The sequence below is a fragment of the Kitasatospora sp. NPDC004531 genome, from assembly GCF_053602195.1.
On record NZ_JBSGDD010000052.1, the window covers coordinates 28,702 to 53,435 of the forward strand.

Annotated in this window: 19 protein-coding genes and 1 pseudogene; 16 read left to right on the forward strand and 4 right to left on the reverse strand. The window is 74.2% G+C overall.

Annotation, left to right across the window (positions count from 1 at the left end):
• The first annotated feature begins 2 nt into the window (after window positions 1-2).
• A complete protein-coding gene (locus ACWEMJ_RS21050; RefSeq protein WP_452138603.1) occupies window positions 3-1,004 on the forward strand; it encodes a LysR family transcriptional regulator in 1,002 nt (333 codons plus the stop codon).
• Window positions 1,005-1,068: 64 nt separating this feature from the next.
• Here ACWEMJ_RS21050 and ACWEMJ_RS21055 read toward each other — a convergent pair whose 3' ends face one another.
• On the reverse strand, window positions 1,069-1,395 hold the full coding sequence (locus ACWEMJ_RS21055; RefSeq protein ID WP_452138604.1) for a WhiB family transcriptional regulator: 327 nt from the start codon (window positions 1,393-1,395) through the stop codon (window positions 1,069-1,071).
• Window positions 1,396-1,936: 541 nt separating this feature from the next.
• Between ACWEMJ_RS21055 and ACWEMJ_RS21060 the strand changes: the two genes are divergently transcribed.
• The 4 genes from ACWEMJ_RS21060 (at window position 1,937) to ACWEMJ_RS21075 (ending at window position 6,484) form a co-directional block, all read left to right on the forward strand.
• Window positions 1,937-2,548, forward strand: coding sequence for a response regulator transcription factor (locus ACWEMJ_RS21060; RefSeq protein WP_014136228.1), 612 nt, complete (start codon window positions 1,937-1,939; stop codon window positions 2,546-2,548).
• A 198-nt stretch (window positions 2,549-2,746) separates the two neighbouring features.
• The gene (gene shbA / locus ACWEMJ_RS21065; protein WP_452138605.1) at window positions 2,747-3,466 is read left to right on the forward strand and encodes an RNA polymerase sigma factor ShbA; all 720 of its coding nucleotides are present in this window, start codon (window positions 2,747-2,749) and stop codon (window positions 3,464-3,466) included.
• A 234-nt stretch (window positions 3,467-3,700) separates the two neighbouring features.
• Entirely contained in the window at window positions 3,701-5,203 is a 1,503-nt protein-coding gene (gene guaB / locus ACWEMJ_RS21070; RefSeq protein ID WP_452138606.1) for an IMP dehydrogenase, read from the forward strand.
• Between the two features lie 162 nt (window positions 5,204-5,365).
• Window positions 5,366-6,484 carry a GuaB3 family IMP dehydrogenase-related protein gene (locus ACWEMJ_RS21075; protein ID WP_452138607.1) on the forward strand — a complete coding sequence of 373 codons (1,119 nt, stop codon included), beginning with the start codon at window positions 5,366-5,368 and terminating at the stop codon, window positions 6,482-6,484.
• Between the two features lie 59 nt (window positions 6,485-6,543).
• On the opposite strand, the gene ACWEMJ_RS21080 is transcribed toward ACWEMJ_RS21075, so the two are convergent.
• Window positions 6,544-7,179 carry a hypothetical protein gene (locus ACWEMJ_RS21080; protein ID WP_452138608.1) on the reverse strand — a complete coding sequence of 212 codons (636 nt, stop codon included), beginning with the start codon at window positions 7,177-7,179 and terminating at the stop codon, window positions 6,544-6,546.
• Between the two features lie 323 nt (window positions 7,180-7,502).
• Here ACWEMJ_RS21080 and ACWEMJ_RS21085 point away from each other — a divergent pair, with 323 nt between their 5' ends.
• From ACWEMJ_RS21085 to ACWEMJ_RS21125, 9 genes and pseudogenes are all read left to right on the forward strand, one after another.
• Entirely contained in the window at window positions 7,503-9,170 is a 1,668-nt protein-coding gene (locus ACWEMJ_RS21085) for a serine/threonine-protein kinase (protein WP_452138609.1), read from the forward strand.
• Between the two features lie 114 nt (window positions 9,171-9,284).
• Window positions 9,285-10,379, forward strand: coding sequence for a protein kinase (locus ACWEMJ_RS21090; protein ID WP_452138610.1), 1,095 nt, complete (start codon window positions 9,285-9,287; stop codon window positions 10,377-10,379).
• Window positions 10,380-10,536: 157 nt separating this feature from the next.
• Window positions 10,537-12,156, forward strand: a complete 1,620-nt coding sequence (locus ACWEMJ_RS21095) for a serine/threonine-protein kinase (RefSeq protein ID WP_452138611.1) — start codon at window positions 10,537-10,539, stop codon at window positions 12,154-12,156.
• 155 nt (window positions 12,157-12,311) lie between these two features.
• Window positions 12,312-13,919 (forward strand): succinic semialdehyde dehydrogenase, encoded by a 1,608-nt coding sequence (locus tag ACWEMJ_RS21100; RefSeq protein ID WP_452138612.1) that lies wholly within the window; start codon window positions 12,312-12,314, stop codon window positions 13,917-13,919.
• Between the two features lie 25 nt (window positions 13,920-13,944).
• Window positions 13,945-15,696, forward strand: coding sequence for a GMC oxidoreductase (locus ACWEMJ_RS21105; RefSeq protein WP_452138613.1), 1,752 nt, complete (start codon window positions 13,945-13,947; stop codon window positions 15,694-15,696).
• A gap of 85 nt (window positions 15,697-15,781) precedes the next feature.
• Complete coding sequence (locus tag ACWEMJ_RS21110; protein WP_452138614.1) at window positions 15,782-17,269, forward strand: hypothetical protein; 1,488 nt, start codon at window positions 15,782-15,784, stop codon at window positions 17,267-17,269.
• A 738-nt stretch (window positions 17,270-18,007) separates the two neighbouring features.
• The gene (gene guaA, locus ACWEMJ_RS21115; protein ID WP_452138615.1) at window positions 18,008-19,594 is read left to right on the forward strand and encodes a glutamine-hydrolyzing GMP synthase; all 1,587 of its coding nucleotides are present in this window, start codon (window positions 18,008-18,010) and stop codon (window positions 19,592-19,594) included.
• A 139-nt stretch (window positions 19,595-19,733) separates the two neighbouring features.
• A pseudogene (locus ACWEMJ_RS21120) lies at window positions 19,734-20,261 on the forward strand (DoxX family membrane protein); the annotation flags it as partial.
• Between the two features lie 21 nt (window positions 20,262-20,282).
• Complete coding sequence (locus ACWEMJ_RS21125; protein WP_452138620.1) at window positions 20,283-20,747, forward strand: QcrA and Rieske domain-containing protein; 465 nt, start codon at window positions 20,283-20,285, stop codon at window positions 20,745-20,747.
• Here ACWEMJ_RS21125 and ACWEMJ_RS21130 read toward each other — a convergent pair whose 3' ends face one another.
• Window positions 20,748-20,975 (reverse strand): hypothetical protein, encoded by a 228-nt coding sequence (locus tag ACWEMJ_RS21130; RefSeq protein ID WP_452138616.1) that lies wholly within the window; start codon window positions 20,973-20,975, stop codon window positions 20,748-20,750. It lies immediately after the preceding gene.
• Window positions 20,975-22,510 carry a PspC domain-containing protein gene (locus tag ACWEMJ_RS21135; RefSeq protein ID WP_452138617.1) on the reverse strand — a complete coding sequence of 512 codons (1,536 nt, stop codon included), beginning with the start codon at window positions 22,508-22,510 and terminating at the stop codon, window positions 20,975-20,977. The genes ACWEMJ_RS21130 and ACWEMJ_RS21135 overlap by 1 nt, the downstream gene beginning before the upstream one ends.
• A gap of 134 nt (window positions 22,511-22,644) precedes the next feature.
• Between ACWEMJ_RS21135 and ACWEMJ_RS21140 the strand changes: the two genes are divergently transcribed.
• Complete coding sequence (locus ACWEMJ_RS21140; RefSeq protein WP_452138618.1) at window positions 22,645-24,039, forward strand: PspC domain-containing protein; 1,395 nt, start codon at window positions 22,645-22,647, stop codon at window positions 24,037-24,039.
• Complete coding sequence (locus tag ACWEMJ_RS21145) at window positions 24,032-24,700, forward strand: LuxR C-terminal-related transcriptional regulator (RefSeq protein ID WP_452138619.1); 669 nt, start codon at window positions 24,032-24,034, stop codon at window positions 24,698-24,700. Before ACWEMJ_RS21140 ends, ACWEMJ_RS21145 begins: the two co-directional genes overlap by 8 nt.
• Window positions 24,701-24,734 lie beyond the last annotated feature (34 nt).

Below are 24,734 nucleotides of genomic sequence, written 5' to 3' on the forward strand. Positions count from 1 at the left end.
GCGTGATCGAAGCCCGCCACCTCCGCGTTCTGCACGCCGTCGCCCGGACCGGGTCCTTCTCCGCCGCGGCGCGGGAGCTGGGGTGCACGCAGCCTGCGGTGAGTCAGCAGATGAAGGCGCTGGAGAAGGCCGTGGACACCCCGCTGGTGGTGCGGTCGGGGCGGGAGATGCAGCTGAGCGAGGCCGGGCGGGTGCTGTTGAAGCACGCGAACGGGATCCTCGCGGGGCTGTCGGCCGCGGAGGAGGAGGTCGCGGCGATCGCGGGGCTGCGGGCGGGCCGGGTGCGGCTGGTCTCGTTCCCGACGGCGAGTTCGACGCTGGTGCCGCGGTCGGTGGCGCAGGTGCGGGCGGCGCATCCGGGGGTGCGGGTGTCGTTGGTGGAGGCGGAGCCGGCGCAGGCGCTGGCGATGCTGCGTGGCGGGGAGTGCGAGGTGGCGCTGGCGTTCCGGTACCCGGATTCGCAGGGCGGGCTGAGCCTGCCGTCCCCGCACGCGACGCTGCGCGAGGCCCGCGCGGAGGCGACGTTGGAGGCGGCGGCGACGGCCGCGGCGAACGACTGGTCGGAGCTGGTGGTGCGGCCGCTGCTGGACGATCCGCTGGTGGGCCTGGTGCCGGCGGGGCACCCGCTGGCGGGCCGGGGCGAGGGCGAGCCGGTGGATCTCGCGGAGCTGGCGGCGGAGCAGTGGATCGCCGGCTGCCCGCAGTGCCGGGGGCACCTGGTGGAACTGTGCACGGACGCGGGCTTCGCGCCGGCGATCGAGTTCGCCACCGACGACTATCCGGCGGTGGTGGGCCTGGTGGGCGCGGGTCTCGGGGTGGCGGTGCTGCCGGGCCTGGCGCTGGAGTCGGTGCGGCACCCGGGGGTGGTGGCGGTGCCGGTGCGGGTGGCGTCGGGGGAGCCCGCGCGACGCGAGGTGGTGGCGTTGACCCTGCCGGACCTGGCGGGGGTTCCGGCGGTGGAGCTGATGCTGGACCAGCTCGCGGCGGCGGCTGCCGCCCGGTGAGGGGTCCGCACCGACCGGTGGGCGGGCGGCGCAGTACGTGCAGAGAAACGTTTTTCCTGTTGGTTCACTGGCGAACGGTCTGCGGCATGGCCAGCGGGACCTGGACCAGCCGGTTCCGCGAGCGGCCGAGCAGTTCTTCGCGTTCGTCCTCCGTCATGCCGCCCCAGACTCCGTAGGGCTCGCGGACGGCCAGGGCGTGGGCCGCGCACTGGGCGCGTACCGGGCAGCGCATGCAGACCTCCTTGGCGCTCGCCTCGCGGGAGGTCCGGGCCGCGCCGCGCTCGCCCTCGGGGTGGAAGAACAGCGAGCTGTCGACGCCGCGGCAGGCGGCGGAGAGCTGCCAGTCCCAGAGGTCTGCGTTGGGGCCGGGGAGGCGGGAGAAATCTGCCATGGCTCATTCCCTTCGAGGGCGCGGGACCTGGCGGCTCGGACGGGGTTGCTCCGGCGAGGCTGCGCGGGACCGATACGGACACCTGGAAATATGACTTACACCCAACTACACGGACAAGTCACCCACAGACCGACACAACAGTCAATGACCTGACGGAAGCTATAAAAACGGACAAACGGTGCAATAGGTTTTAAGTTGCACCGTTCCCCATTCGGGTGGCAGGCGGGGCGTGGACCGCGTCCGGAAGGCGTGCGCGGCGCGGGCACCGCGCGCGAGCTGCACAAAAGTGCGGCGTGTGCACCGCGAGGTGGCTCTTGCGTGATGGGTTGGCCACGTACAGTGGTGGAGATGGACCTGAGCCGTAACTCATTCGAGTGACGGTCGTTGGATGTACGGAGGCGGTCAGCGGGCGCAGGGCATCGGGATCGGTCGCGGAGCGAGGCGATCGGAACGGAGTCCGTCCCCCAGCGGCCGTGTCGGAGAGGTTCGTACCAGCCAGGAGGCTCAACGTGACGCGGATCAGCTGCGGAGGACGACGGTCATGACATCCGTACTCGTCTGCGACGATTCCCCGCTCGCCCGGGAGGCGCTGCGCCGTGCGGTGGCGACCGTGCCCGGCGTGGACCGGGTGACCACTGCGACGAACGGTGAGGAGGTCCTCCGCCGCTGGGTGGCCGACCGTTCCGATCTCGTTCTGATGGACGTCCGGATGCCCGGACTGGGCGGGGTGGAGACGGTCCGCCGGCTGCTCTCGGCCGACCCGGGCGCCCGGATCATCATGCTCACCGTGGCCGAGGACCTGGACGGCGTGGCCCTCGCGGTCGCCGCCGGGGCCCGCGGCTACCTGCACAAGGACGCCTCGCGCGCCGAGCTGCGGGCCACCGTCACCCAGGCGCTGGCCGACCCGACCTGGCGGCTGGCGCCGCGCCGGCTGCGCAGCCCGGACATGGGCGCCGCGCCGACGCTGACGGCCCGTGAGATCCAGGTGCTGGAGGGGATGAGCCACGGCCGCAGCAACGCGGAGATCGGCCGCGAGCTGTTCCTGTCCGAGGACACCGTGAAGACGCACGCCAGGCGGCTGTTCAAGAAGCTCGGGGCCTCGGACCGCGCGCACGCGGTGGCGCTGGGATTCCGCTGGGGCCTGGTCCGCTGAGCGGGTGCGGCGACAACTGCGCTCGCTCGGACGTGTGACGTTGTGGTCCCGAGGCTGCACCATGGAGTAGTGGAGCACCTCGGGGACCAGCGGACAGGCAGGGGAGGCGGCACGGTGCACCCGGCGACGCATAACGTTCCGATGCACAAGTCCGGACGCGGTGCCGCGTTTTCCGGTCCGACCAGGCACCATGGACCGATGCGTGACGACGAGGAGGCGGCCGGGACCGATCCGGCGCAGCCCGCCCCCGGGGGCGCGGCTGCCGGTTCGTCGTCGGCGCCGGAGGGCCGGTCGGCGGAATCCGACGGCGCGTCGGACGCGGAGGGCCGCCCGCAGTCCACGGGTGCGACCTCGCCCGAGGAGTCCGCGCTGGTCGCGGCAGCGGTGCGCGGGGACGGCCCGGCGATCGAGGCACTGCTCGGCTACGTGCTGCCGCTGGCGCTGCGGTACTGCCGCGGCCGGCTGCTGCGACTGCCCGGCGGGGCCCGGCACCACGTGGACGACGTGGCGCAGGAGGTGTGCGTCGCGGTGCTGTGCGCGCTGCCCCGCTACCGGGACACCGGCCGCCCGTTCGAGGCCTTCGTGTACGGGATCGCCGCGCACAAGATCGCCGACCTGCAGCGGGCCGCGATGCGCGGGCCCGGTTCGACGGTGATCCCGCCGGACGACCTGCCGGAGACGCCGGACGACTCGCTCGGCCCGGAGGAGCGGGCGCTGCTGTCCAGCGACGCCGCGTGGATCAAGGAGCTGCTGTCCAACCTGCCGGCCCGGCAGCGCGAACTGGTGCTGCTGCGGGTGGCGGACGGGCTGTCGGCGGAGGAGACCGGCGAGGTGCTCGGCATGTCGCCGGGCGCGGTGCGGGTGGCCCAGCACCGGGCGCTGTCGCGGCTGCGGGCGCTGGCGGAGGAGTCCGGCTGACCGATCGGGCCCCGGCCGGAAGAACCCAGGGGCCCGGCGCGTTGTCAAGAGGGCGCGACGACATACCCCGCGTCACCAGTACCATGGGGTATCGGCGCCTGGTCGGGTCGCCAAAGTTTCTCCGGTGTGCGCGGTCCTCCGTTGGAGGATCCTCCGAACGCCGGGCGTCTTGGCGGCCGGTAGAGACCCCGGGCGCCCGTGCGCAGAACGACGGCCCGCCACGGAAGGTTCCCCATGTCTTACAACGCCGCCGGCGTACCCGAGAAGTTCGCGATGCTCGGACTCACGTACGACGACGTCCTGCTGCTGCCCGGGGCTTCCGAGGTGCTGCCCAACCAGGTCGACACCTCCTCGCGGATCTCCCGGAACGTGCGGGTCAACATCCCGCTGCTGTCGGCCGCGATGGACAAGGTCACCGAGTCGCGGATGGCGATCGCGATGGCCCGGCAGGGCGGCGTCGGCGTCCTGCACCGCAACCTGTCGATCGAGGACCAGGTCAACCAGGTCGACCTGGTGAAGCGCTCCGAGTCCGGCATGGTGACCGACCCGATCACCGTCGGCCCGGAGGCCACCCTGGCCGAGGCCGACGCGCTGTGCGCCCGGTTCCGGATCTCCGGTGTGCCGGTCGCCAACCCGGACGGCAAGCTGCTGGGCATCGTCACCAACCGCGACATGGCCTTCGAGACCGACCGCAGCCGCAAGGTCGCCGAGATCATGACGCCGATGCCGCTGATCACCGGCAAGGTCGGCATCTCCGGCGAGGACGCGATCGCGCTGCTGCGCCGCCACAAGATCGAGAAGCTGCCGCTGGTCGACGACGAGGGCCGGATCAAGGGCCTGATCACCGTCAAGGACTTCGTCAAGGCGGAGAAGTACCCGAACGCCGCGAAGGACGCCGAGGGCCGGCTGCTGGTCGGCGCCGCCGTCGGCGCCTCCGCCGAGGCCTTCGACCGCGCCCAGGCGCTGGTCGGCGCGGGCGTGGACTTCCTGGTGGTGGACACCTCGCACGGCCACTCGCACAACGCGCTGGCCTGGATCTCGAAGATCAAGTCCGCCGTGTCGGTCGACGTGGTCGGCGGCAACGTCGCCACCCGGGACGGCGCGCAGGCGCTGATCGACGCGGGCGTGGACGGCGTGAAGGTCGGCGTCGGCCCCGGCTCGATCTGCACCACCCGCGTGGTCGCCGGCGTCGGCGTCCCGCAGGTCACCGCGATCTACGAGGCCGCCCAGGCCTGCCAGGACGCGGGCGTCCCGATCATCGGCGACGGCGGCCTGCAGTACTCCGGCGACATCGGCAAGGCGCTGTGCGCCGGCGCCGACACCGTGATGCTGGGCTCGCTGCTGGCCGGCTGCGAGGAGTCGCCGGGCGAGCTGCTGTTCATCAACGGCAAGCAGTTCAAGTCCTACCGCGGCATGGGCTCGCTGGGCGCGATGCAGACCCGCGGCCAGGCGAAGTCCTTCTCCAAGGACCGCTACTTCCAGGCCGAGGTCTCCTCGGACGAGAAGCTGATCGCCGAGGGCATCGAGGGCCAGGTGCCCTACCGCGGCCCGCTGTCCGCCGTGCTGTTCCAGCTGGTCGGCGGCCTGCGCCAGACCATGGGCTACGTCGGCGCCGGGTCGGTCGAGGAGATGCAGACCAAGGGCCGGTTCGTCCGGATCACCTCGGCGGGCCTCAAGGAGAGCCACCCGCACGACATCCAGATGACCGTCGAGGCGCCGAACTACAACGCGCGCTGACCCGCTCGGCACCGGAGCCGCCCGGACCGCAGTTCGACTGCGGACCGGGCGGCTCCCGCCGTTCGGTGCGCCCCTGTCGGGGCGCAAAGGGGCAGTACGGGATACTTGGGTGCGGCCGGGGTGACCCGGTCGCCAGATGGAAAGCAGCTAGAAGGGCTCGAAGTGACTGAGATCGAGATCGGGCGAGGCAAGCGCGGCCGCCGGGCGTACTCCTTCGACGACATCGCCGTCGTCCCCAGCCGCCGTACGCGTGACCCGAAGGAGGTCTCGATCGCCTGGCAGATCGACGCCTACCGGTTCGAGCTGCCGTTCCTCGCGGCGCCGATGGACAGCGTGGTGTCGCCGCAGCAGGCGATCGCGATCGGGCAGCTGGGCGGCCTGGGCGTGCTGAACCTGGAAGGCCTGTGGACGCGGTACGAGGACCCGCGGCCGCTGCTGGAGGAGATCGCCTCGATCGCCGACGAGGCGGACGCGACCCGGCGCCTGCAGGAGGTCTACGCCGAGCCGATCAAGGCCGAGCTGATCAAGGAGCGGATCAAGGAGGTCCGTGACTCGGGTGTGGTCACCGCCGCCGCGCTCTCGCCGCAGCGCACCGCCGAGTTCTCCAAGGCCGTGGTCGACGCCGGCGTCGACGTGTTCGTGATCCGCGGCACCACGGTCTCCGCCGAGCACGTCTCGGGCGCCGCCGAGCCGCTGAACCTGAAGCAGTTCATCTACGAGCTGGACGTCCCGGTGATCGTCGGCGGCTGCGCCACCTACACCGCCGCGCTGCACCTGATGCGCACCGGCGCGGCCGGCGTGCTGGTCGGCTTCGGCGGCGGCGCCGCGCACACCACCCGGGGCGTGCTGGGCATCCAGGTGCCGATGGCGACCGCGGTGGCGGACGTCGCGGCCGCCCGCCGCGACTACATGGACGAGTCCGGCGGCCGCTACGTGCACGTGATCGCGGACGGCGGCGTCGGCTACAGCGGCGACATCCCCAAGGCCGTGGCCTGCGGCGCGGACGCGGTGATGATCGGCGCCGCGCTGGCCCGCGCCACCGACGCGCCCGGCCAGGGCTACCACTGGGGCATGGAGGCCGTCCACGAGGAGCTGCCGCGCGGCAAGCGGGTGCACCTGGGCACCGTCGGCTCGACCGAGCAGATCCTGACCGGCCCGTCGCACACCCCGGACGGCACCATGAACCTGTTCGGCGCGCTGCGCCGGGCGATGGCCACCACCGGCTACACGGAGCTCAAGGAGTTCCAGCGGGTCGAGGTCACGGTCAACTCCGCGCGCTGATCCCGGCGTTCGAACGAAGGGCCCCTGCCGCACGCGGCAGGGGCCCTTTCGGCGCTCGGTCAGGAGTTGTTGCCGAACTTCGCGGTGAGGCTGAAGCCCATGAAGAGGCCGATCGCGATGAACAGCACGGACATCACGTCGAAGGTCGCCTTCCAGGCGTCCATCAGCAGGTTGAAGCGCTCGGTGAAGACGGCCGTGATCTCGACCCCGGCCACCTCGTGGACGATCAGCGCGATGCCGAACAGCTCGCCGAAGAACAGGCCGAACACCGAGAACAGCGCGCCGGCCACCGGCAGGACCGGGTGCTTGCCGCCGATCTTGCCGACGGTGACGCCGACGGCGGCGGCGATGCCGATCACCAGCCAGGAGAACTCGTGCTCGATGGCCTTGACGACGAAGCCGTACAGCAGGCCGGCGACCAGCGCGACGCCGAGGCCGGCGATGATCGCGCCCGGCACGTTCTTCGGGCCGGCGTTGGCGCCGGCCAGCGGGACGCCCGGCACCAGGCCGGGAGCGCCGGCGCCCCAGCCGGGGGCCTGCGGTGCGGCGCCCGCGTACGGGGGCTGGCCCGTCGGGGGCTGGCCGACCGGGGGCTGGGCGCCCGGGTACGGGGGCTGGCCGGCCGGGTAGGGAGCCGGGCCGCTCGGGTACTGCGGCGGGGCGGCGTAGGGGTTGTTCGGGTCGGGCGTGGTCATCGTGGAGTCCCCCGAAGTGATGATGTGAAGAGCGCGCAGAGGTTAGCAGGGCGTAAGGACGCTTGGACAGCGTCGACGCGGCGGGTGGACGGGCCGTCGACCGGAGTCGGTCCGCACCGGTCGTTTTCGGTCGCCGGGGCGGTGCGGACGGGACACAAGGGGCGCGCGGGGCGCGGACCCGATGGGGGTGGGTGGCCGGGCAGGGCGACGGCAGGGGATGATGGTGCCCCGGCGTGCGACCGCCGACCGCGGTGGTCCGACATGCCGTCAGGTCCCGTCCGGGCGCCCGGCGAGGGCCGCAACACGATGGGGAGACCGCACCGATGACGCAGCCGCAGGAACCGACCGGCCGACTGCTGGCGGACCGCTACCGGCTGGGCGAGGTGCTCGGCCGCGGCGGCATGGGCACCGTGTGGCGGGCCGAGGACGAGATGCTCGGCCGGATCGTCGCGGTGAAGGAGCTCCGGATGACCGGGGCCGTCGACGAGGCCGAGAAGCACCGGCTGATCGTCCGCACCCTGCGCGAGGCCAAGGCCACCGCCCGGATCCGGCACACCGCCGCCGTCACCGTCTTCGACGTGGTCGAGGAGGACGGCCGGCCGTGGATCGTGATGGAGCTCGTCGACGGCCGCTCGCTGGCCGACGTGGTCCGCGAGGACGGCGCGCTGACGCCGGAGCGGGCCGCCGCGATCGGGCTGGACCTGCTCGGCGTGCTCGGCGCCGCGCACAGCCAGGGCGTGCTGCACCGGGACGTGAAGCCGTCCAACGTGCTGATCGGCGAGGACGGGCGCACCGTGCTCACCGACTTCGGCATCGCCAGCGTCGAGGGCGACACCTCGATCACCTCCACCGGCATGCTGGTCGGCGCGCCCTCGTACATCGCGCCCGAGCGGGCCCGCGGGCAGCGGCCCGGACCGCCGTCCGACCTGTGGTCGCTGGGCGGCACGCTGTACGCGATGGTGGAGGGCGTCCCGCCGTACGACCGGGGCTCGGCGCTGGCCACGCTGACCGCCGTGATGACCGAGGAGCTGCCGCCGCCCGCCCACGCCGGGCCGCTGCTGCCCGTCATCCAGGGGCTGCTGGAGAAGGACCCCGCGAAGCGGATGGACGCCGACACCGCGCGGGAGCTGCTGCGGCGGATCGTCGACGGCAAGCCGCTGCCCGAGCCGAAGCGCCCCGCCGCCGTGGCGCCGCCCGCGCCGCCGGCCGCCGAGACCGCGACCCGGGCGCTGCCCGCCGACCCCGCCGCCGGCGCGGACACCGCCGTGGTGCAGCGCGCCGGCGCGTCCCGGCGGCGCGCCCTGCTGACCGTCGCGGCGGTCGCCGCCGTGCTGGCGCTGGTCGCCGCGCTGGTGGTGCTGTGGCCCGGCGAGAAGGGCGGCGGGGCGAACGCGGCGGACGGGCGCGGCACCCCCGCGACGGCCGGGGAGCCGACCACCAGCCCCTCGCCGTCCCCGAGCACCGGCCCGAGCGCGAGCCCGAGCGGCACCGCCTCGGCGGGGCCCTCGGAGCAGGCCGGCCCGTCGATGACGCCCGGTCAGGTGCCCGACGGGTACCGGGTGTACAAGGACCCGTCCGGTTTCAGCATCACGCTGCCCGAGTGGATGACCGACCAGGGCCCGGACTACCGCTCCACCAGCCGGCGCTTCGAGGGCAACGGGCTGCGGCTGGTGGTCGACTGGCAGTCGCCCGCCGGGGACAGCGCGCTCAAGGACTGGCAGGCGGCCGACCGCTCCGCGAAGATGACCGACTACCGCCGGATCCGGGTCGAGACGGTGGCCTACCGGGACTGGAGCAACGCCGCCGACTGGGAGTGGACGTACACCGGCAAGAGCGGCACCCTGCTGCACTCGCTGAACCGCGGCTTCGTCACCGGCGGCGGCAAGTACGGCTACGCCATCTACTGGACCATGCCGGAGGCCGTCTGGTCCGCGCCGGACGGCTCGCTGGCCCGGCGGATCTCCTTCGAAAGCTTCCAGCCCGCGCCGTAGCGGCCGTTCGGGCCGTTCCGCCGGGAGGGGCAAGCGAGTTGAAAGGCCGCACCGGGAGGTGGCGGGCGCGCCCCGGGGCCGTAGGCTGGCGGGACGACGGCGTGAGGAACAGGCATGCGAACGGCCCCGGGGCAGGTGGTGGCCGGGCGGTACCGGGTGACGGACCGTCCGGAGGACGAAGTCGGCGTGCCCGCGGTGGACGGGCACAGCGGCGCCCGGGTGCGGCTGTTCGCCCTGGAGCTGCCCGAACTGCTGAGCCCCGGTCGGCCCGTCGACGGGCCCGGCCCCGGGTACGGGCCGCGGCTGACCGCCCGGGTGGCGCAGGTCGCCGCCGCCGCGCCCGCCCATCCGCGGCTGCTGCGTGGCCTCGCCGCCGGGCCCGAGGGCGAACTGCTGTGGGTGGCCGAGGAGTCGGTCGCCGGGGCGCCGCTGGAGCAGCTGCTCGCCGAGGGCCCGCTGCCGCCGTACCGGGTCGCCGAGATCGGCGCCGACCTGGCCGGGGCGCTGCGGGCCGCGCACGAGGCCGGGCTCACCCACGGCAACGTCACCGCCCGCACCGTGCTGATCTGCGAGGACGGTGCGGCGATGCTCGGCGGCCTGCTGCTGGGCGCCGCCGAGGAGGAACTGTGCGCGGCGCTCGGCGGCGAGGTGCCGCGCCGGGTGTACGAGACGCGCGCGCTCATGCTCGGACCGCTCGCCGAGCGCTGGGCGATCGATCCGGGCGCGCCCGCCGACACCTGGGCCCTCGGCGTCCTGCTGTACCGCCTGCTCACCGGCCACGGCCCGTACCCGGAGCACGACCTGCCGACGCTGCTCGCCGCCGTCCGCGACGGCCGCCACCACTCCGCCGAGCGGTGCGGCCCGCTGCGGCCCCTGGTGGAGCGGCTGCTGCGCCCGGACGCCGCGGCCCGGCCCGACGCGGCGACCGTCCAGCGGGAGTTGCGCGAGCTGCTGGTGTTCGCGCCCGAGCCGCACCCGGACGGCCGACCGGAGACGCCACTGCCGGTGGTCCGGGTCGAGGCCCCGCCGCCGGCGCTGCGGCCGCGCGGCGCCCGGCCGCGGAAGCGTCCGCCGACGGACCGTCAGGGCGGCGCGCAGGCCGGGAAGCCGTCCCGGATCCCGGCACGCCTGCTCGGGCCGCTGGTGCTGGTGGCGGTGCTGGTGCTGATGGTCGCGGCGATCGTCGGGATCGTCGTGGTCGCAGGCTGAAAGCGGCCGATCACGGTGCGATTCGCCACCCGGGGTGCGATTCCCGAGCGGCCCCGCGCAGCCTAGGCTTGCCTTCGAACCGCCGGTGCGAGCAGGCACGCGGTGTGCCACGACCTCGTCCGACCGGCGGTGGGGGGTCATTGAAGGGGGGACGGTCATGGGCGCACAGGACCAGTCGACCGGCCGTCTGCTGGCCGGGCGGTACGCGCTCGGCGAGCGACTGGGACGCGGCGGGATGGGGACCGTCTGGCGGGCCAGGGACGAGATGCTGGACCGGGAGGTCGCCGTCAAGGAGTTGACGGTCAGCCACCTCTCGGAGGAGGACCTGGAGATACTCCAGTCCCGGATGAAGCGCGAGGCCCGGGCCGCCGCCCGGATCAAGCACCCGGGCGTCATCACCATCCACGACGTGCTCGAACAGGACGGCCGGCCGTGGATCGTGATGGAGCTCGTCGACGGGCGCGCGCTGTCCGACGTGATCAGCCAGGACGGCACCCTGACGCCCCGTGAGGCCGCCGACGTCGGCCTCCAGGTGCTCGCCGCCCTGCACCGCGGCCACCAGCTCGGCGTGCTGCACCGGGACGTCAAGCCCGCCAACGTGCTGCTCGAACACGGCAGCGGGCGGGTCGTGCTGCTCGACTTCGGCATCGCCAAGTTCGAGGGCGCGATGGACATCACCCGCCCCGGCGACCTGGTCGGCTCGCCCGACTACCTGGCCCCCGAACGCGCCCAGGGCCAGCGGCCCGGGCCCGCGTCCGACCTGTGGGCGCTCGGCGCGACGCTGTTCCACGCCGTCGAGGGCCAGTCGCCGTTCCGCCGCGACAGCCCGCTCGGCACCCTCGCCGCGGTGGTCGACGAGCCGCTGCCGGAGTCCCGCCGGGCGGCCGGACTCGGGCCGGTGCTCGCCGCGCTGATGGCCAAGGACCCGGCGGAGCGGCCCAGCGCCGACGAGGCCGCGAAGATGCTCCGCGAGGTCGCCTCCGGACACACCGTCAGCATGCGCGTCCCGCAGCAGGCCGGCGAGGCCCGGCTGCCCACCCAGGTGGTGCCGGTGGTGGACCGGGTCGAACCCGAAGCCGAACCCGAGCCCGAGGCGGAGGAGTCGGCGACACCGCCCCAGGTGCCGCAGCAGCGCGGCGCCGACGGGACGGCGGCCCCGGCGGCCCCCGTCCGGCGCGGGCGCAAGCGGCGGGTGCTGACGGTGCTGGCGGCCGTCCTGGTGCTGGTCGCGGCCGGCGGCGGCGGGTACTACCTGAGCCACCGGCACAAGGCCCGGGCGGTCGACCCGGGCCCCGACCCCGCCCCCGGTCCGGTCAACGGGCAGGGGCCCGCGCCGGCCGGCTACATCTGGCAGGACGACCCGGCGGGCTTCCGCTTCCTGCTGCCCACCGACGGCACCTGGGTGCGCAGCGAGACCAACGCGCAGATCTACTACTCGCCCGACGACCGCGACCACTACCTGCAGTTCGCGGTGACGGTCGGTCAGCCGCTCGCCCCGCAGGAGCACCTGCTGCAGATGGAGGCCTCGCTCAGCAAGAGCCTCAAGGACTTCCGGACCACCACGCTGGCCGCCGCGAAGATCAACGACCAGGAGGGCGCGGTCTGGGAGTTCAGCTTCACCGGGACGACGGGGGGCCGGCGGCACGCGAAGGAGGTCGAGTTCCGGCGCAGTGACGGGACGTCGTTCGCGGTGTACGTGTCGGGGCCGGAGAAGGACTGGACGCAGAGCCTGCGGCGCTTCACGACGGTGCTGAACAACTTCGTGCCGACGAAATGAGCCGACAGCGCAGGGTCGCGGCCACGTGCAAGTGATTGCTCGTGGCGCGATCTTGCCGACAGGTGCCTTCCGCTTCGCGCAGTTCCTCGCGCCCCTGGGCGCAAATGTGTTACCGGCGGGTACACAAGCGCGGGCCGAGCGCCTAGGCTGCCCGCATGACGGAGAGCACGGGCCAGATGCGGCGCAATCCTGCGGCCAAGGGTGGGGCGCGTACGGTCGCTTCGGCGGTTCCGGGGGCGGTGGTGGCGCGGTTGGCGAAGGGCGTCACGGCGTCCGGCGACGAGATCGCCGAGACCGTCGCGCCGCTGACCGGGGAGGTGCTGGCGACGCTGCCGGTGTCCGGGACGGCGGACGTGGAGCGGGCGTTCACCGAGGCGCGGCGGGCGCAGTCGGCCTGGGCGGCACTGTCGGTGCGGCAGCGGGCGGGCGTGCTGCTGCGCTTCCACGACCTGCTGCTGCGGCGGCAGGACGAGGTGCTGGACCTCATCCAGGCGGAGACCGGCAAGGCCCGGCTGCACGCGTTCGAGGAGGTCATGGCGGTCGCCTCGGCGGCCCGGCACTACGGCCGGACGGCGCCCGCGTACCTGCGCGACCGCCGCCGGGGCGGGGCGCTGCCGGTGCTGACCAGCGCCGTGGAGGCGCGCCGGCCCAAGGGCGTGGTCGGGCAGATCTCGCCGTGGAACTACCCGCTGGAGCTGTCGGTCGGCGACGCGCTGCCGGCGCTGGTCGCGGGCAACGCGGTGGTGAACAAGCCGGACACCCAGACCGCGCTGACCGCCCTGTGGGCGCGCGAGCTGTTCGTCGAGGCGGGGCTGCCGCCGCAGGTGTGGCAGATCGTGCTGGGCGACGGCCCGGTGGTGGGCCCCCAGGTGGTGGAGCGCGCCGACTACGTGGCGTTCACCGGCTCCACCCGCACCGGCCGGGACGTGGCCCGACGGGCCGCCGAGCGGCTGGTCGGGGCGTCGCTGGAACTGGGCGGCAAGAACGCCATGCTGGTGCTGTCCGACGCCGACCTGGACAAGGCGGCGGCGGGCGCGGTGCGGGCGTGCTTCTCCTCCGCCGGGCAGCTGTGCATCTCGATCGAGCGGCTGTACGTGCACCGGTCGGTGGCGGACGCGTTCCTGGCGAAGTTCGCCGAGAGGACCTCCGCGCTGCGCCTGGGCGGCGGCCTGGCGTACGGCGCGGACATGGGCTCGCTGGTGTCGGCCCGTCAGCTGGAGACGGTGACCCGGCACGTCGAGGAGGCGGTGAAGGCCGGGGCGACGGTGGTGGCCGGCGGGCAGGCCCGCCCGGACCTCGGGCCGCTGTTCTTCGAGCCGACCATCCTGGACGGCGTCACCCCCGAGATGGCGGTGTGCGCGGAGGAGACCTTCGGGCCGGTGGTGTCGGTCTACCGCTTCGACACCGAGGACGAGGCGGTCGCCGCCGCCAACGCCACCCCGTACGGCCTGAACTCCAGCGTGTGGACCAAGGACACCGGCCGGGGCCGCAAGGTCGCGGCCCGGCTGCGCACCGGCACCGTCAACGTGAACGAGGCGTACGCCGCCGCGTACGGGTCGGTGGCCTCGCCGATGGGCGGCATGGGCGACTCGGGGCTCGGCCGGCGGCACGGCGCGGAGGGCATCCTGCGCTACACCGAGGCGCAGACCATCGCGGTGCAGCGGCTGCTGCCGATCGGCCCGTCGATGGGCATGGACGACCGGAAGTTCGCCGAGTTCTTCACCACCGGCCTGAAGGTCATGAAGGCGTTCCGCCTGAAGTAGCAGGGCCGTTGATCGAGGAGGGGCAGTGTCGTTCGACTACGACGTCGTGGTGGTCGGTTCGGGCTTCGGCGGCTCGGTCGCCGCGCTGCGGCTGACCGAGAAGGGCTACCGGGTCGCCGTCCTGGAGGCCGGGCGCAGGTTCGGCCGGGACGAGCTGCCCCGCACGTCCTGGGCCACCCGCGACTACCTGTGGGCGCCGGCCGCCGGCCTGTACGGCATCCAGCGCATCCACCTGCTGCGCAACGTGCTGATCCTGGCCGGGGCGGGCGTCGGCGGCGGCTCGCTGAACTACGCCAACACCCTGTACGTGCCGCCGAAGCCGTTCTTCGAGGACCGGCAGTGGCGGCACATCACCGACTGGCAGGCCGAACTGGCCCCGTTCTACGACCAGGCGCAGCGGATGCTCGGGGTGCGGCTCAACCCGACCATGACGCCCTCCGACGTGCACCTGAAGGCCGCCGCCGAGGCGATGGGCTGCGGCGACACCTTCCACCTGGCGCCCGTCGGGGTGTTCTTCGGCGACGGCCGGGACGGCGCCGGCGAGGCCAAGGCCGCGCCCGGCGACGAGGTCGACGACCCGTACTTCGGCGGGGCCGGCCCGAAGCGCAGGGCGTGCACCGAGTGCGGCGAGTGCATGACGGGCTGCCGGCACGGCGCGAAGAACATGCTCACCGAGAACTACCTGTACCTGGCGGAGCGGGCCGGCGCGGAGATCCTGCCGCTGACCACCGTGAAGCGGCTGCGCCCGCACGGCGACGGCTACGCGGTGGACGTGCTGCCCACCGACGCCCGCACCCGGCGGGCCAAGAAGGCCGGGGCCCGCACCGTCACCGCCGAGCGGGTGGTGGTCGCGGCCGGCACCTACGGCACCCAGACGCTGCTGCACCGGATGCGCGAGGGCGGGCTGCTGCCCCGGATCTCCGCCAAGCTGGGCCACCTCACCCGCACCAACTCCGAGGCGCTGGTGGGCGCGCAGACCTCCGACCGGCGCTACGGGGAGCGGGTCGACTTCACCCGGGGCGTGGCCATCACCTCGTCCGTGCACCCCGACGAGAACACCCACATCGAGCCGGTCCGCTACGGCCGCGGCTCGAACGCGATGGGCGCGCTGTCGATCCAGCAGGTCAGCGGTGCCGGGCGGGGGCCGCGCTGGCTGCGCTACCTGGGGACGGCGGCCCGGCACCCGTGGATCTTCGCGCAGTCGATGAACCAGCACCGGTGGTCGGAGAAGACGATCATCGGCCTGGTCATGCAGTCGCTGGACAACTCGCTGACGGTCTCGCTGAAGAACGGGAAGCTGACCTCCCGGCAGGGCCACGGCGCGCCCAACCCGAACTTCATCCCGGCGGCGGAGGAGGGCGCGCGGGCGCTCGCCGCGTCCATCAACGGCTTCCCCGGCTCCACCGTCGGCGAGATCTTCGACATCCCGCTGACCGCGCACTTCCTCGGCGGCTGCCCGATCGGCGACAGCGCCGAGGCCGGCGTCGTCGACCCCTACCACCGGCTGTACGGCTACCCGGGGATCAGCGTGGTCGACGGCTCCGCGGTCTCCGCCAACCTCGGCGTCAACCCGTCGCTGACGATCACCGCGCAGGCCGAGCGCGCCATGTCGATGTGGCCCAACCGCGGCGAGGCCGACCCGCGCCCCGCGCAGGGCGAGGCGTACCGGCCGGTCCGGGCGGTGCGGCCGCACCGGCCCGCCGTGCCCGAGGGGGCGTTCGGGGCGCTGCGACTGCCGCTGCTGGCCGTGCCGAAGGTGCCGCGCAAGGCCGACTGAGGCCGGTCGAGGCCGATTGACATCCCGCGACGGCCGGTGGGATAAACGGGCACCCGATGCACGAACCATCCCCGGGGGGACCGTCATGCCCATCTGCCCGTCCTGCGGCGCCGCCGTCGCCGGCGCCGTGGCGACCTGCGCGAACTGCGGGCGACCGCTCGGAGCACCGCCGTCCGCGATCGGCGAGGTGGTGGCCGACGACACCGCCGGCCCCTCCCCGTGGGGCGCCGGGCGGGTCCACCAGGACCGGCAGTGGCCGACGCCGTCCCGGGGCTGGCTGACCGCCGGCCGGGTGCTGCTCGCGCCGACCGCGCTGCTGGTGGTGCTGGCCGTGCTCGGCAGCACCGTCGGCGGCCGCGACGTCGGCGGCGTGCAGGACGACCCGGCGGTGAACTGGACCACCCACACCTTCCAGATGTGGCTCCAGCTCACCCTCACCGCCTTCGGCGCGCCCTGGAGGAGCACCAGCACCAGCACCTACGGCACCGCCACCGCGACCATCCACGTGCTGCCGTACGCGGTGGCCCTCGGCTGGCTGGCGCTGCTCTGGCTCGGCCAGCGGCTCGCCGCCCGGGCCCGCGCCGCCGCCGGCGCCGCCGAGCCGACCGGGCTCGCCGCCGGCGCGCAGGCGCTGCGCACCGGCGCGCTGTCGGCCGCGGCGGCGCTCGTGCTGGGCTGGATCTCCTCCGGCAGCTCGCACAAGGACCTGGAGGCGCTCGAACTCAGCACCGACGTCACCACCGGCCCGGCGATGGTGCCGCTCGGAGTGTCCGCGTTCCTGGCCGCCGCCGCGGTGGTGCTGGCCGTGGACGGGCAGGGCGCGCTGCGCGCGGAGGCCGCGCGCCGCCGCCTGCTGGGCGGCTGGCTGCTGGCCTGGCAGCACGCGGCGCGGGTGGTCGGCGGCCTGCTGGCGCTGCTCACCGTGGTGTCGGTGGTGATGCAGGTGGTGGCGGACCGGCCGTTCGCGCTGTCCGACTTCCGGGCGCTGGCGGTCAACAACGGCGTGCAGCTGTTCGGCATCGGCACCGGCGCCCGGGGCCGCCTGGACCTCCTGACCGGCACCCGCCAGGACTCCTTCGCGCTGTACGACCTCGGCGGGCACGGCGGCCAGTGGTGGCTGGCGGTGCTGCCGGTGCTGCTGGCGGCGCTGGCGCTCGGCTGGTCCGCGCACCGCGGCCGGCTCACCCAGCTGGACCGGGCCCGACTGGCGGTGCTGTACGCCGCGCTGACCGCCGCGCTGGTGCTCGGCACCTCGACCTGGCTGAGCGACCACAGCGCCATCAAGGGCGAGGTGCACGACGGCCGGACCGACGTGGTCGGCTGGTCGCTGGCCACGGTGCTGCCGGCCGCCGCGGCCTGGGCGGTGTTCGGCGCGCTGCTGGTGCCCGCCGTGCTCGACGCGGTGCGCCGCACCCCCGTCCCGCTGTCCGCGCCGCTGCCCGCGCAGGCGACGGGCGAGCCGGAAGGCGCGTCCGGGCTGGTCGAACTGGTCGTCGAGGAGCACCGGCCGACGGTCGGCCGCATCGACGTGCTGGACTCGCACGCCGCCTACCGGCGGCCCGACGCGGGCTGAGCCCGGAACGGGCAAAGGGCCCCGCGGGGGAACGGGGCCCTTTGTCGGTCAGCACACGGCGTCAGGGCCGCGCCGGTGCTGAGTGACGGCGCCGGGGGAGGAGCGCCGTCGGGGAGAGATGGTCGAGAGCACGCCGGAAGCCGGGTGGGCCTCACGGAGCGTGAGAGACGGGCCGTTCGCGCGGCGGCCCGAGAGCGGGGCGGGTGTGTGGTGGCCCCCCGTCCCAGCAGTCATCGTCCTGGACGAGTGCCGTGCCGTGCAACCGATTCGACGCAAATTCGACCGAGGCCGGAACAGGACACGGCGCCGGGCGGCGCCGCGGCCGCCCGGCCGGGGCGGTCACTGACGGTGATAGTGGCTTGCGAGGCGTACCGGGGCGTACGCCGGAGCGGGCGGTCGGCCGATGTGTGGCGGCCGGCACCGGTACCGGCCGCCACACCCCGGGTCCGCCCGGTCGCGGACGGGGTCGCTGTCCCCTGCTGACCCGACCGCGGCACCGGGGCGCGGTCCCACGGCGGGCCCGTGCCCGCCACGCGCACCCGGTGGACCGGAGAAGATCCACGCGTGGTCGCCGCACGCCCCGCCCGCACCTGGAGGATGCCGGCGTCTCGTACGGCCGCCCGGTGCAACGATTCGCCACCCGGCGCGGTCACGGGCAGCGCGGCGGGCAGTCGGGTGAAACGCTCCCGGTAGACTCGATGGCGACACCCCTTTTGTACCGCCGCCGGAAGGCCGTTCGTGTCCTCTGTACCCCCCGTCCAGTCCCCGCCGGAGAACGACACCGTCCTGGTCGTCGACTTCGGCGCCCAGTACGCCCAGCTCATCGCCCGTCGGGTGCGTGAGGCGCGGGTCTACAGCGAGATCGTGCCGAGCTCCATGCCGGTCGACGAGATGCTCGCCAAGAACCCCAGGGCGATCATCCTCTCCGGCGGTCCGTCGTCGGTGTACGAGGAGGGCGCACCGCAGCTCGACCGTGCGATCTTCGAGGCCGGCGTGCCGGTGTTCGGCATGTGCTACGGCTTCCAGCTGATGGCCACCGCCCTCGGCGGCACCGTCGACAACAGCGGCGCCCGCGAGTACGGCCGCACCCCGCTGACCGTCACCCGCTCCGGCTCCACCCTGTTCGAGGGCACCCCGGACAAGCACTCGGTGTGGATGTCGCACGGCGACGCCTGCTCGGCCGCGCCCGAGGGCTTCACCGTCACCGCCTCCACCGACGTGGTGCCGGTCGCCGCGTTCGAGAACGACGAGCGCAAGCTGTACGGCGTGCAGTACCACCCCGAGGTGATGCACTCCGAGCACGGCCAGCAGGTCCTGGAGCACTTCCTGTACCGCGGCGCCGGCATCGCCCCGAACTGGACCACCACCAACGTGGTCGAGGAGCAGGTCGCGCTGATCCGCGAGCAGGTCGGCGACAAGCGCGCCATCTGCGGCCTGTCCGGCGGCGTGGACTCCGCCGTCGCCGCCGCCCTGGTGCAGCGCGCCATCGGCGACCGGCTGACCTGCGTCTACGTCGACCACGGCCTGATGCGCAAGGGCGAGACCGAGCAGGTCGAGAAGGACTTCGTCGCGGCCACCGGCGTCAAGCTGGTCGTGGTCGACGCCGAGGAGCGCTTCCTGACCGCGCTGAAGGGCGTCTCCGACCCCGAGACCAAGCGCAAGATCATCGGCCGCGAGTTCATCCGGGTCTTCGAGCAGGCCCAGGCCGACATCATCGCCGACGAGGGCCCCGCCGTGGAGTTCCTGGTCCAGGGCACCCTGTACCCGGACGTGGTGGAGTCCGGCGGCGGCACCGGCACCGCCAACATCAAGTCCCACCACAACGTCGGCGGCCTGCCCGAGGACCTCGAGTTCCAGCTGGTCGAGCCGCTGCGCAAGCTGTTCAAGGACGAGGTCCGGATGGTCGGCCAGGAGCTCGGCCTGCCCGCCGAGATCGTCCAGCGCCAGCCGTTCCCCGGCCCGGGCCTCGGCATCCGGATCGTCGGCGAGGTCACCAAGGAGCGCCTGGACCTGCTCCGCGAGGCCGACGCCATCGCCCGCGAGGAACTGACCCTGGCCGGCCTGGACAGCGAGATCTGGCAGTGCCCCGTGGTGCTGCTGGCCGACGTCCGCTCGGTCGGCGTGCAGGGCGACGGCCGCACCTACGGTCACCCGATCGTGCTGCGCCCGGTCTCCTCCGAGGACGCCATGACCGCCGACTGGTCGCGCCTGCCCTACGAGGTGCTGGCGAAGATCTCCACCCGGATCACCAACGAGGTCAAGGACGTCAACCGCGTCGTGCTGGACGTCACCTCCAAGCCGCCGGGCACCATCGAGTGGGAGTAGTCCCACCGGCGACCGAACGACGGCGCCGCCGCTCCCTGCAGGCAGGTGAGTGGCGGCGCCGCCATGTACGGGCGGCACCCGGCACAATCGGATCCGGTCCTGCCGGCGGTCGGCGGGCGCCAGGGAGAGGGCGGCAGTGATGGCGACAGGGACGGGCACCGGGCTGCACGAGGGCCGGGACGCGGCGACACGGATCGCCCACTGGAAGGCGACGGCCTCGCGGCTCGCGCTGCTGCCGCTGCGGCTCTTCCTCGGCGCGACCTTCGTCTACGCCGCCTTCGACAAGCTCTCCGACGCGCACTACCTGGCCGGCGCCGGCGACGCCGCGTCCTTCTACGCGCAGACCCAGGCCGCCAAGCCCGGCAGCCCGATCGGCTGGGCGCTCGCCCCCGCCCTGGACGCCCCCACCTTCTTCGGCCTGCTGATCGCCTTCGGCGAGCTCGCCGTCGGCCTCGGCACCCTGCTCGGCCTGTGGGGCCGGCTCGCCGCCCTCGGCGGCGCGCTGCTCAGCGCCACCCTCTGGCTGACCGTCAGCTTCCACACCACCCCGTACTACCTGGGCAACGACCTGGCCTACCTGCTGGCCTGGACGCCGCTGCTGCTGGCCGGCACCCCGTACCTGTCGGTGGACGGCTACCTCGCCGCCCGCGCCGCCCGGGACCGCGCCCGCGGTCTCGACGAGGACGCGGTGCGCCGCCGCGCCCTGCTGGACGGCGGCATCGCGGCGGTCGCGCTGGGCGGCGCCGGCCTGCTGTCCGGCTCGCTCACCGCCGGCTTCGGCCGCGAGGACCTCACGGCCACCGCCGCGCCCGCCGCCCCCGCCCCGCAGCCGGCCGGCCCCGCGCCGAGCGTCCCCGCCGCGCAGGTCCCGGTCGGCGGCTCCGCCACCGTCAAGGACCCGGCCAGCGGCGACGCCGTGTACATCGTCCAGCCGACCGCCGGGAAGTACGCCGGCCTGTCCTCGGTCTGCACCCACTCCGGCTGCGCGGTCAACCCGCCCAAGGACGGCCGGCTGTACTGCCCCTGCCACGGCTCCACGTTCGACGCCGCCACCGGCGCGGTGATCAACGGCCCGGCCGTCAAGCCGCTGCCCGGCTACGCCGTCACCCGGAACGGCGAGCAGCTCGAACTCGGCCCGCAGCAGCAGGCCTAGCTACTCCAGCGTGTGATCGTCGTCGCGGGCCCCGCCCCGGCCGCGCCTGGAGACCGCCACCAGCGCGCCGCCGAGGCCGCCCGCGCCGAGCACGATGAACGCCAGCGGCAGCACGAACCGGCTGTTGACCTCCTGGTCGTTCACCGACGCCACCAGGTACAGCACCGCCAGCGCCGTGAACAGGCCGCCCGCGACCAGCGCGTACAGATCGAACTGATGCTTCCTCATCACCGCTCCACCCTGATGTCACCGATGCCCATCGTCACCGTCAGGTCCAGCACGCCCTTGGACGGCTGCCCCGCCGGGACCAGGATCACCACGTCCTCGTTGACCGCCGGACCGCTGTAGTCCTGGCCGTCCGGCAGGCTCACCGAGCCCACCCCGTCGCGCAGCTTCAGCCGCAGCTCCACCCCGCTCGGCACCCGCACCACCGCGTTGCCGACGCCGACCCGCAGCTCGGTGCCGACGGTGCCGCCCGCCGGGTCCAGCGCCGACAGGTCGAGCCGGGCGTCGCCGATGCCCGCCGTGTACCGCTCGTGCAGGCTGCCCGGGGCGGCCGTCCAGTTCCGGTCGCCGACCGAGTCCGCGACCGTCGCCGAGCTGCCGCCCGTGAACACCAGGCCGGCCGTCACCAGCAGCGCCAGGAAGGTCAGCCCGCGGGTGCGGCCCCAGCGGGCGCTGAGCACCATCGCCAGGCCCAGCGGCAGCAGCGCCACCGCCAGCACCGTCGACCAGCGGCGGTCCCCGTGCGCGCTCACCGCCACCCACCAGGACGCGCCGATCGCCACCAGCACCGCCCACGCGCCCAGCGTCGAACGCCCGCGCTGCCGGCGGCGCTCGGCCTTCCACTCGCGGTGGCGCCGCACGCTCTCCCGGTGCCGCTCCATCGCCTCGCGGTGCGCCTGCCGGCGCTCCTCGGCGCCCGCCCGGTACTGCGCCATGTTCCGTTCCATCCGCGCCCGGTAGTCCTCGGGTTCGGCCTGCTCCTTGCGCAGCGGGTCGCCCTCCGGCAGGTCGGTGCGCTGCCACCACGGCTGGGCGGGCGCGCCGGGCGGCGGCGTCGCGCCGTACGGGTTGCGCTCCGGGTGCCGCGGGTCCCACAGGTAGCCGGACGGGCCGGTGGGGGGCGTGTCCGCCGGGCGCTCCTCGTGCCGGGCCGCGATCCGCTCCTGCAGGTCGGCGGCGCGGGCCTGCCACTCGCCGCGCAGGTCGCGGCTCATCGCCTCGCCCCAGGTCTTCCAGTCCGCGAAGGTGCCGGACGCGTCGAGCCGGTCGTACGGGCCGCCGAAGCGCTTCGGCGCCGGCCCGTCGTCGTCGCCGCCGAAGCGCCGCCGGCGCTCCGGGTCGTAGCGCAGCGCCAGGAACACCAGCGCGGCCAGCAGCAGCAGTGGGAACAGTTGGTCGCCGTCGTTCATCGAGGAGAAGAACACGCCGGTGCCGATCACCGTCAGCAGCACCGCGCCGACCGACTGGCCGTCCACCCGGCCGGTCAGCACCCGCTGGAGCTCGGTGCGGCCGCCCTCGCCGTCGGTGGCCTCGCGCGGCACCACCAGCCAGGCCAGGCCGTACAGGAACAACCCGAGCCCGCCGGTCAGGCCGAGCACCGCGATCACCACCCGGAACACCACCGGGTCGATGTCCAGGTAGCGGCCGAGCCCGCCGCACACGCCCGCCACCACCCGGTGCCGGGAGGAACGGGTCAGCGCCGGGCGCGGTTCGGCGGGGGCGTCCGGTGCTTCTCCCGGGATCTGGTCGTCCGTCATGGACACCATCCTTCCGGGCCGCGGGGCCCCGCCCAACCGTCCGGAGCCCGGGAGCAACCCTGAACCGACCCTGAGGGCGGGTGGGGGCCGGACCCTGATGCGCCGCGCACCGGGCACCTGCGACCATCGGTGCCGTGGCCGCACCCGAGACCCGAAGCACCGAGACCGCCCCGACCGTCGCCCCGGCCGGGGCGCCGCCCTACCGCCGGCTCTACCGCAGCCCGCACGGCCGGATCCTCGGCGGCGTCTGCCAGGGCCTGTCGGTGCACCTCGGCGTGCCCGTCACCTGGGTGCGGCTGGCGTTCATCGTGCTGTTCTTCTCGCAGGGCATCGGCACCCTGCTGTACGCCGCGTTCTGGGTCGTGGTGCCGCTCGGCATCGGCGAGGCCGCCCCCGGCGCCGCGGCCCGGCCCGGCCCGGCCGCTGCCGCCGGCGGCCGGTTCGGGCGGCTGCGCGAACTGCTGGAGCGCACCTTCCACGGCGAGGACGGCGCCCCCGGTGCGCTCCCCGCGGACCCCGCCGCCGCCGGCCCCGCCGCTCCGGCCGCCGGGCAGCGCGGCGGCAGCCTCGGCCAGCTGTTCGCGCTGATCGGCCTGGTCATCGGCGTGATGGCGCTGCTGTCCGCGCTCGGCATCCAGACCGCCAAGCCGTACGTGTGGCCGCTGCTCGCGGTCGGCGTCGGCGTCGCGCTGGTGTGGCGGCAGGCCGACGACTCGCGCTGGCAGAACTGGTTCGGCCTGGTGCCGGGCAGCCGCAAGGGCGCCTACCTGCGGGTCGCCGCCGGGGTGCTGCTGGTGGTGGCCGGCATCATCGGCTACTTCGTCACCCAGGGCGTCGCCTCGCCGATCGCGCTGGTGATCGAGTCCTCGCTGGCCGTGGTGGCGGGTGTGCTGGTGCTGGCCGGCCCGTCCATGCTGCGGATGTGGCAGGACCTCGGCGCCGAGCGCACCGCCCGCATCCGCGCCCAGGAACGCGCCGAGATCGCCGCCCACGTCCACGACTCGGTGCTGCACACCCTGACCCTGATCCAGCGGCGCGCGGAGGACCCCAAGGAGGTGCTGCGGCTGGCGCGCGCCCAGGAACGCGAACTGCGCCTGTGGCTGTACCGCCCCGAGGCGGCCGCCGAGGCCGCGCCCGACACCCTCGCCGAGCACCTGCGGGCGATCGTCGCCGAGGTCGAGGACCGGCACGGCGTCCACCTGGAACTGGTCTGCGTCGGCGACTGCCCGATGGACGAGAAGATCGCCTCGCAGATGCAGGCGGCCAGGGAAGCCATGGTGAACGCCGCCAAGTACGGTGGCGGGGGACCGGTCCAGGTCTACGCGGAGGTGGAGGGGAGGACGGTGTCGGTGTTCGTCCGCGACCACGGCCCCGGCTTCGACCCCGACGACCTCCCCGAGGACCGCATGGGCGTACGCGAATCGATCATCGGCCGGATGCGGCGCAACGGCGGCACCGCGCGGGTGCGGCCCGCGCCGGACGGCGGGACCGAGGTCGAGCTGGAGATGGAGAGGGCGGCAGATGACTGACGCAGCGGCACCCGAGAGGCGTGCCCGGGTGGTCCTGGTGGACGACCACCGGATGTTCCGTACCGGCGTGCGCGCCGAGATCGGGCGCACCGAGGAGACCGGCATCGACGTGGTCGGCGAGGCCGACGACGTGGAGTCCGCGGTCCGGGTGGTCGCCGAGACCCGGCCCGACGTGGTGCTGCTCGACGTCCACCTGCCCGGCGGCGGCGGCGTCGAGGTGCTGCGCCGCTCGGCGGGCGTGGAGGGCGTGCGCTTCCTCGCGCTGTCGGTCTCCGACGCCGCCGAGGACGTCATCGGCGTGATCCGCGGCGGCGCCCGGGGCTACGTCACCAAGACCATCACCGGCACCGACCTGGTCAACGCGATCTTCCGGATCTCCGACGGCGACGCGGTGTTCTCGCCCCGGCTGGCCGGCTTCGTGCTGGACGCGTTCGCCGCCACCGACACCCCGCCGGTGGACGAGGACCTCGACCGGCTCACCCAGCGCGAGCGCGAGGTGCTGCGGCTGATCGCCCGCGGCTACGCCTACAAGGAGATCGCCAAGCAGCTGTTCATCTCGGTGAAGACGGTGGAGAGCCACGTCTCCGCGGTGCTGCGCAAGCTCCAGCTGTCCAACCGGCACGAGCTGACCCGCTGGGCCACCGCCCGCCGGCTGGTCTGAGCCGGCGGGCGCACGCGACCGGGCCCGGCACCCT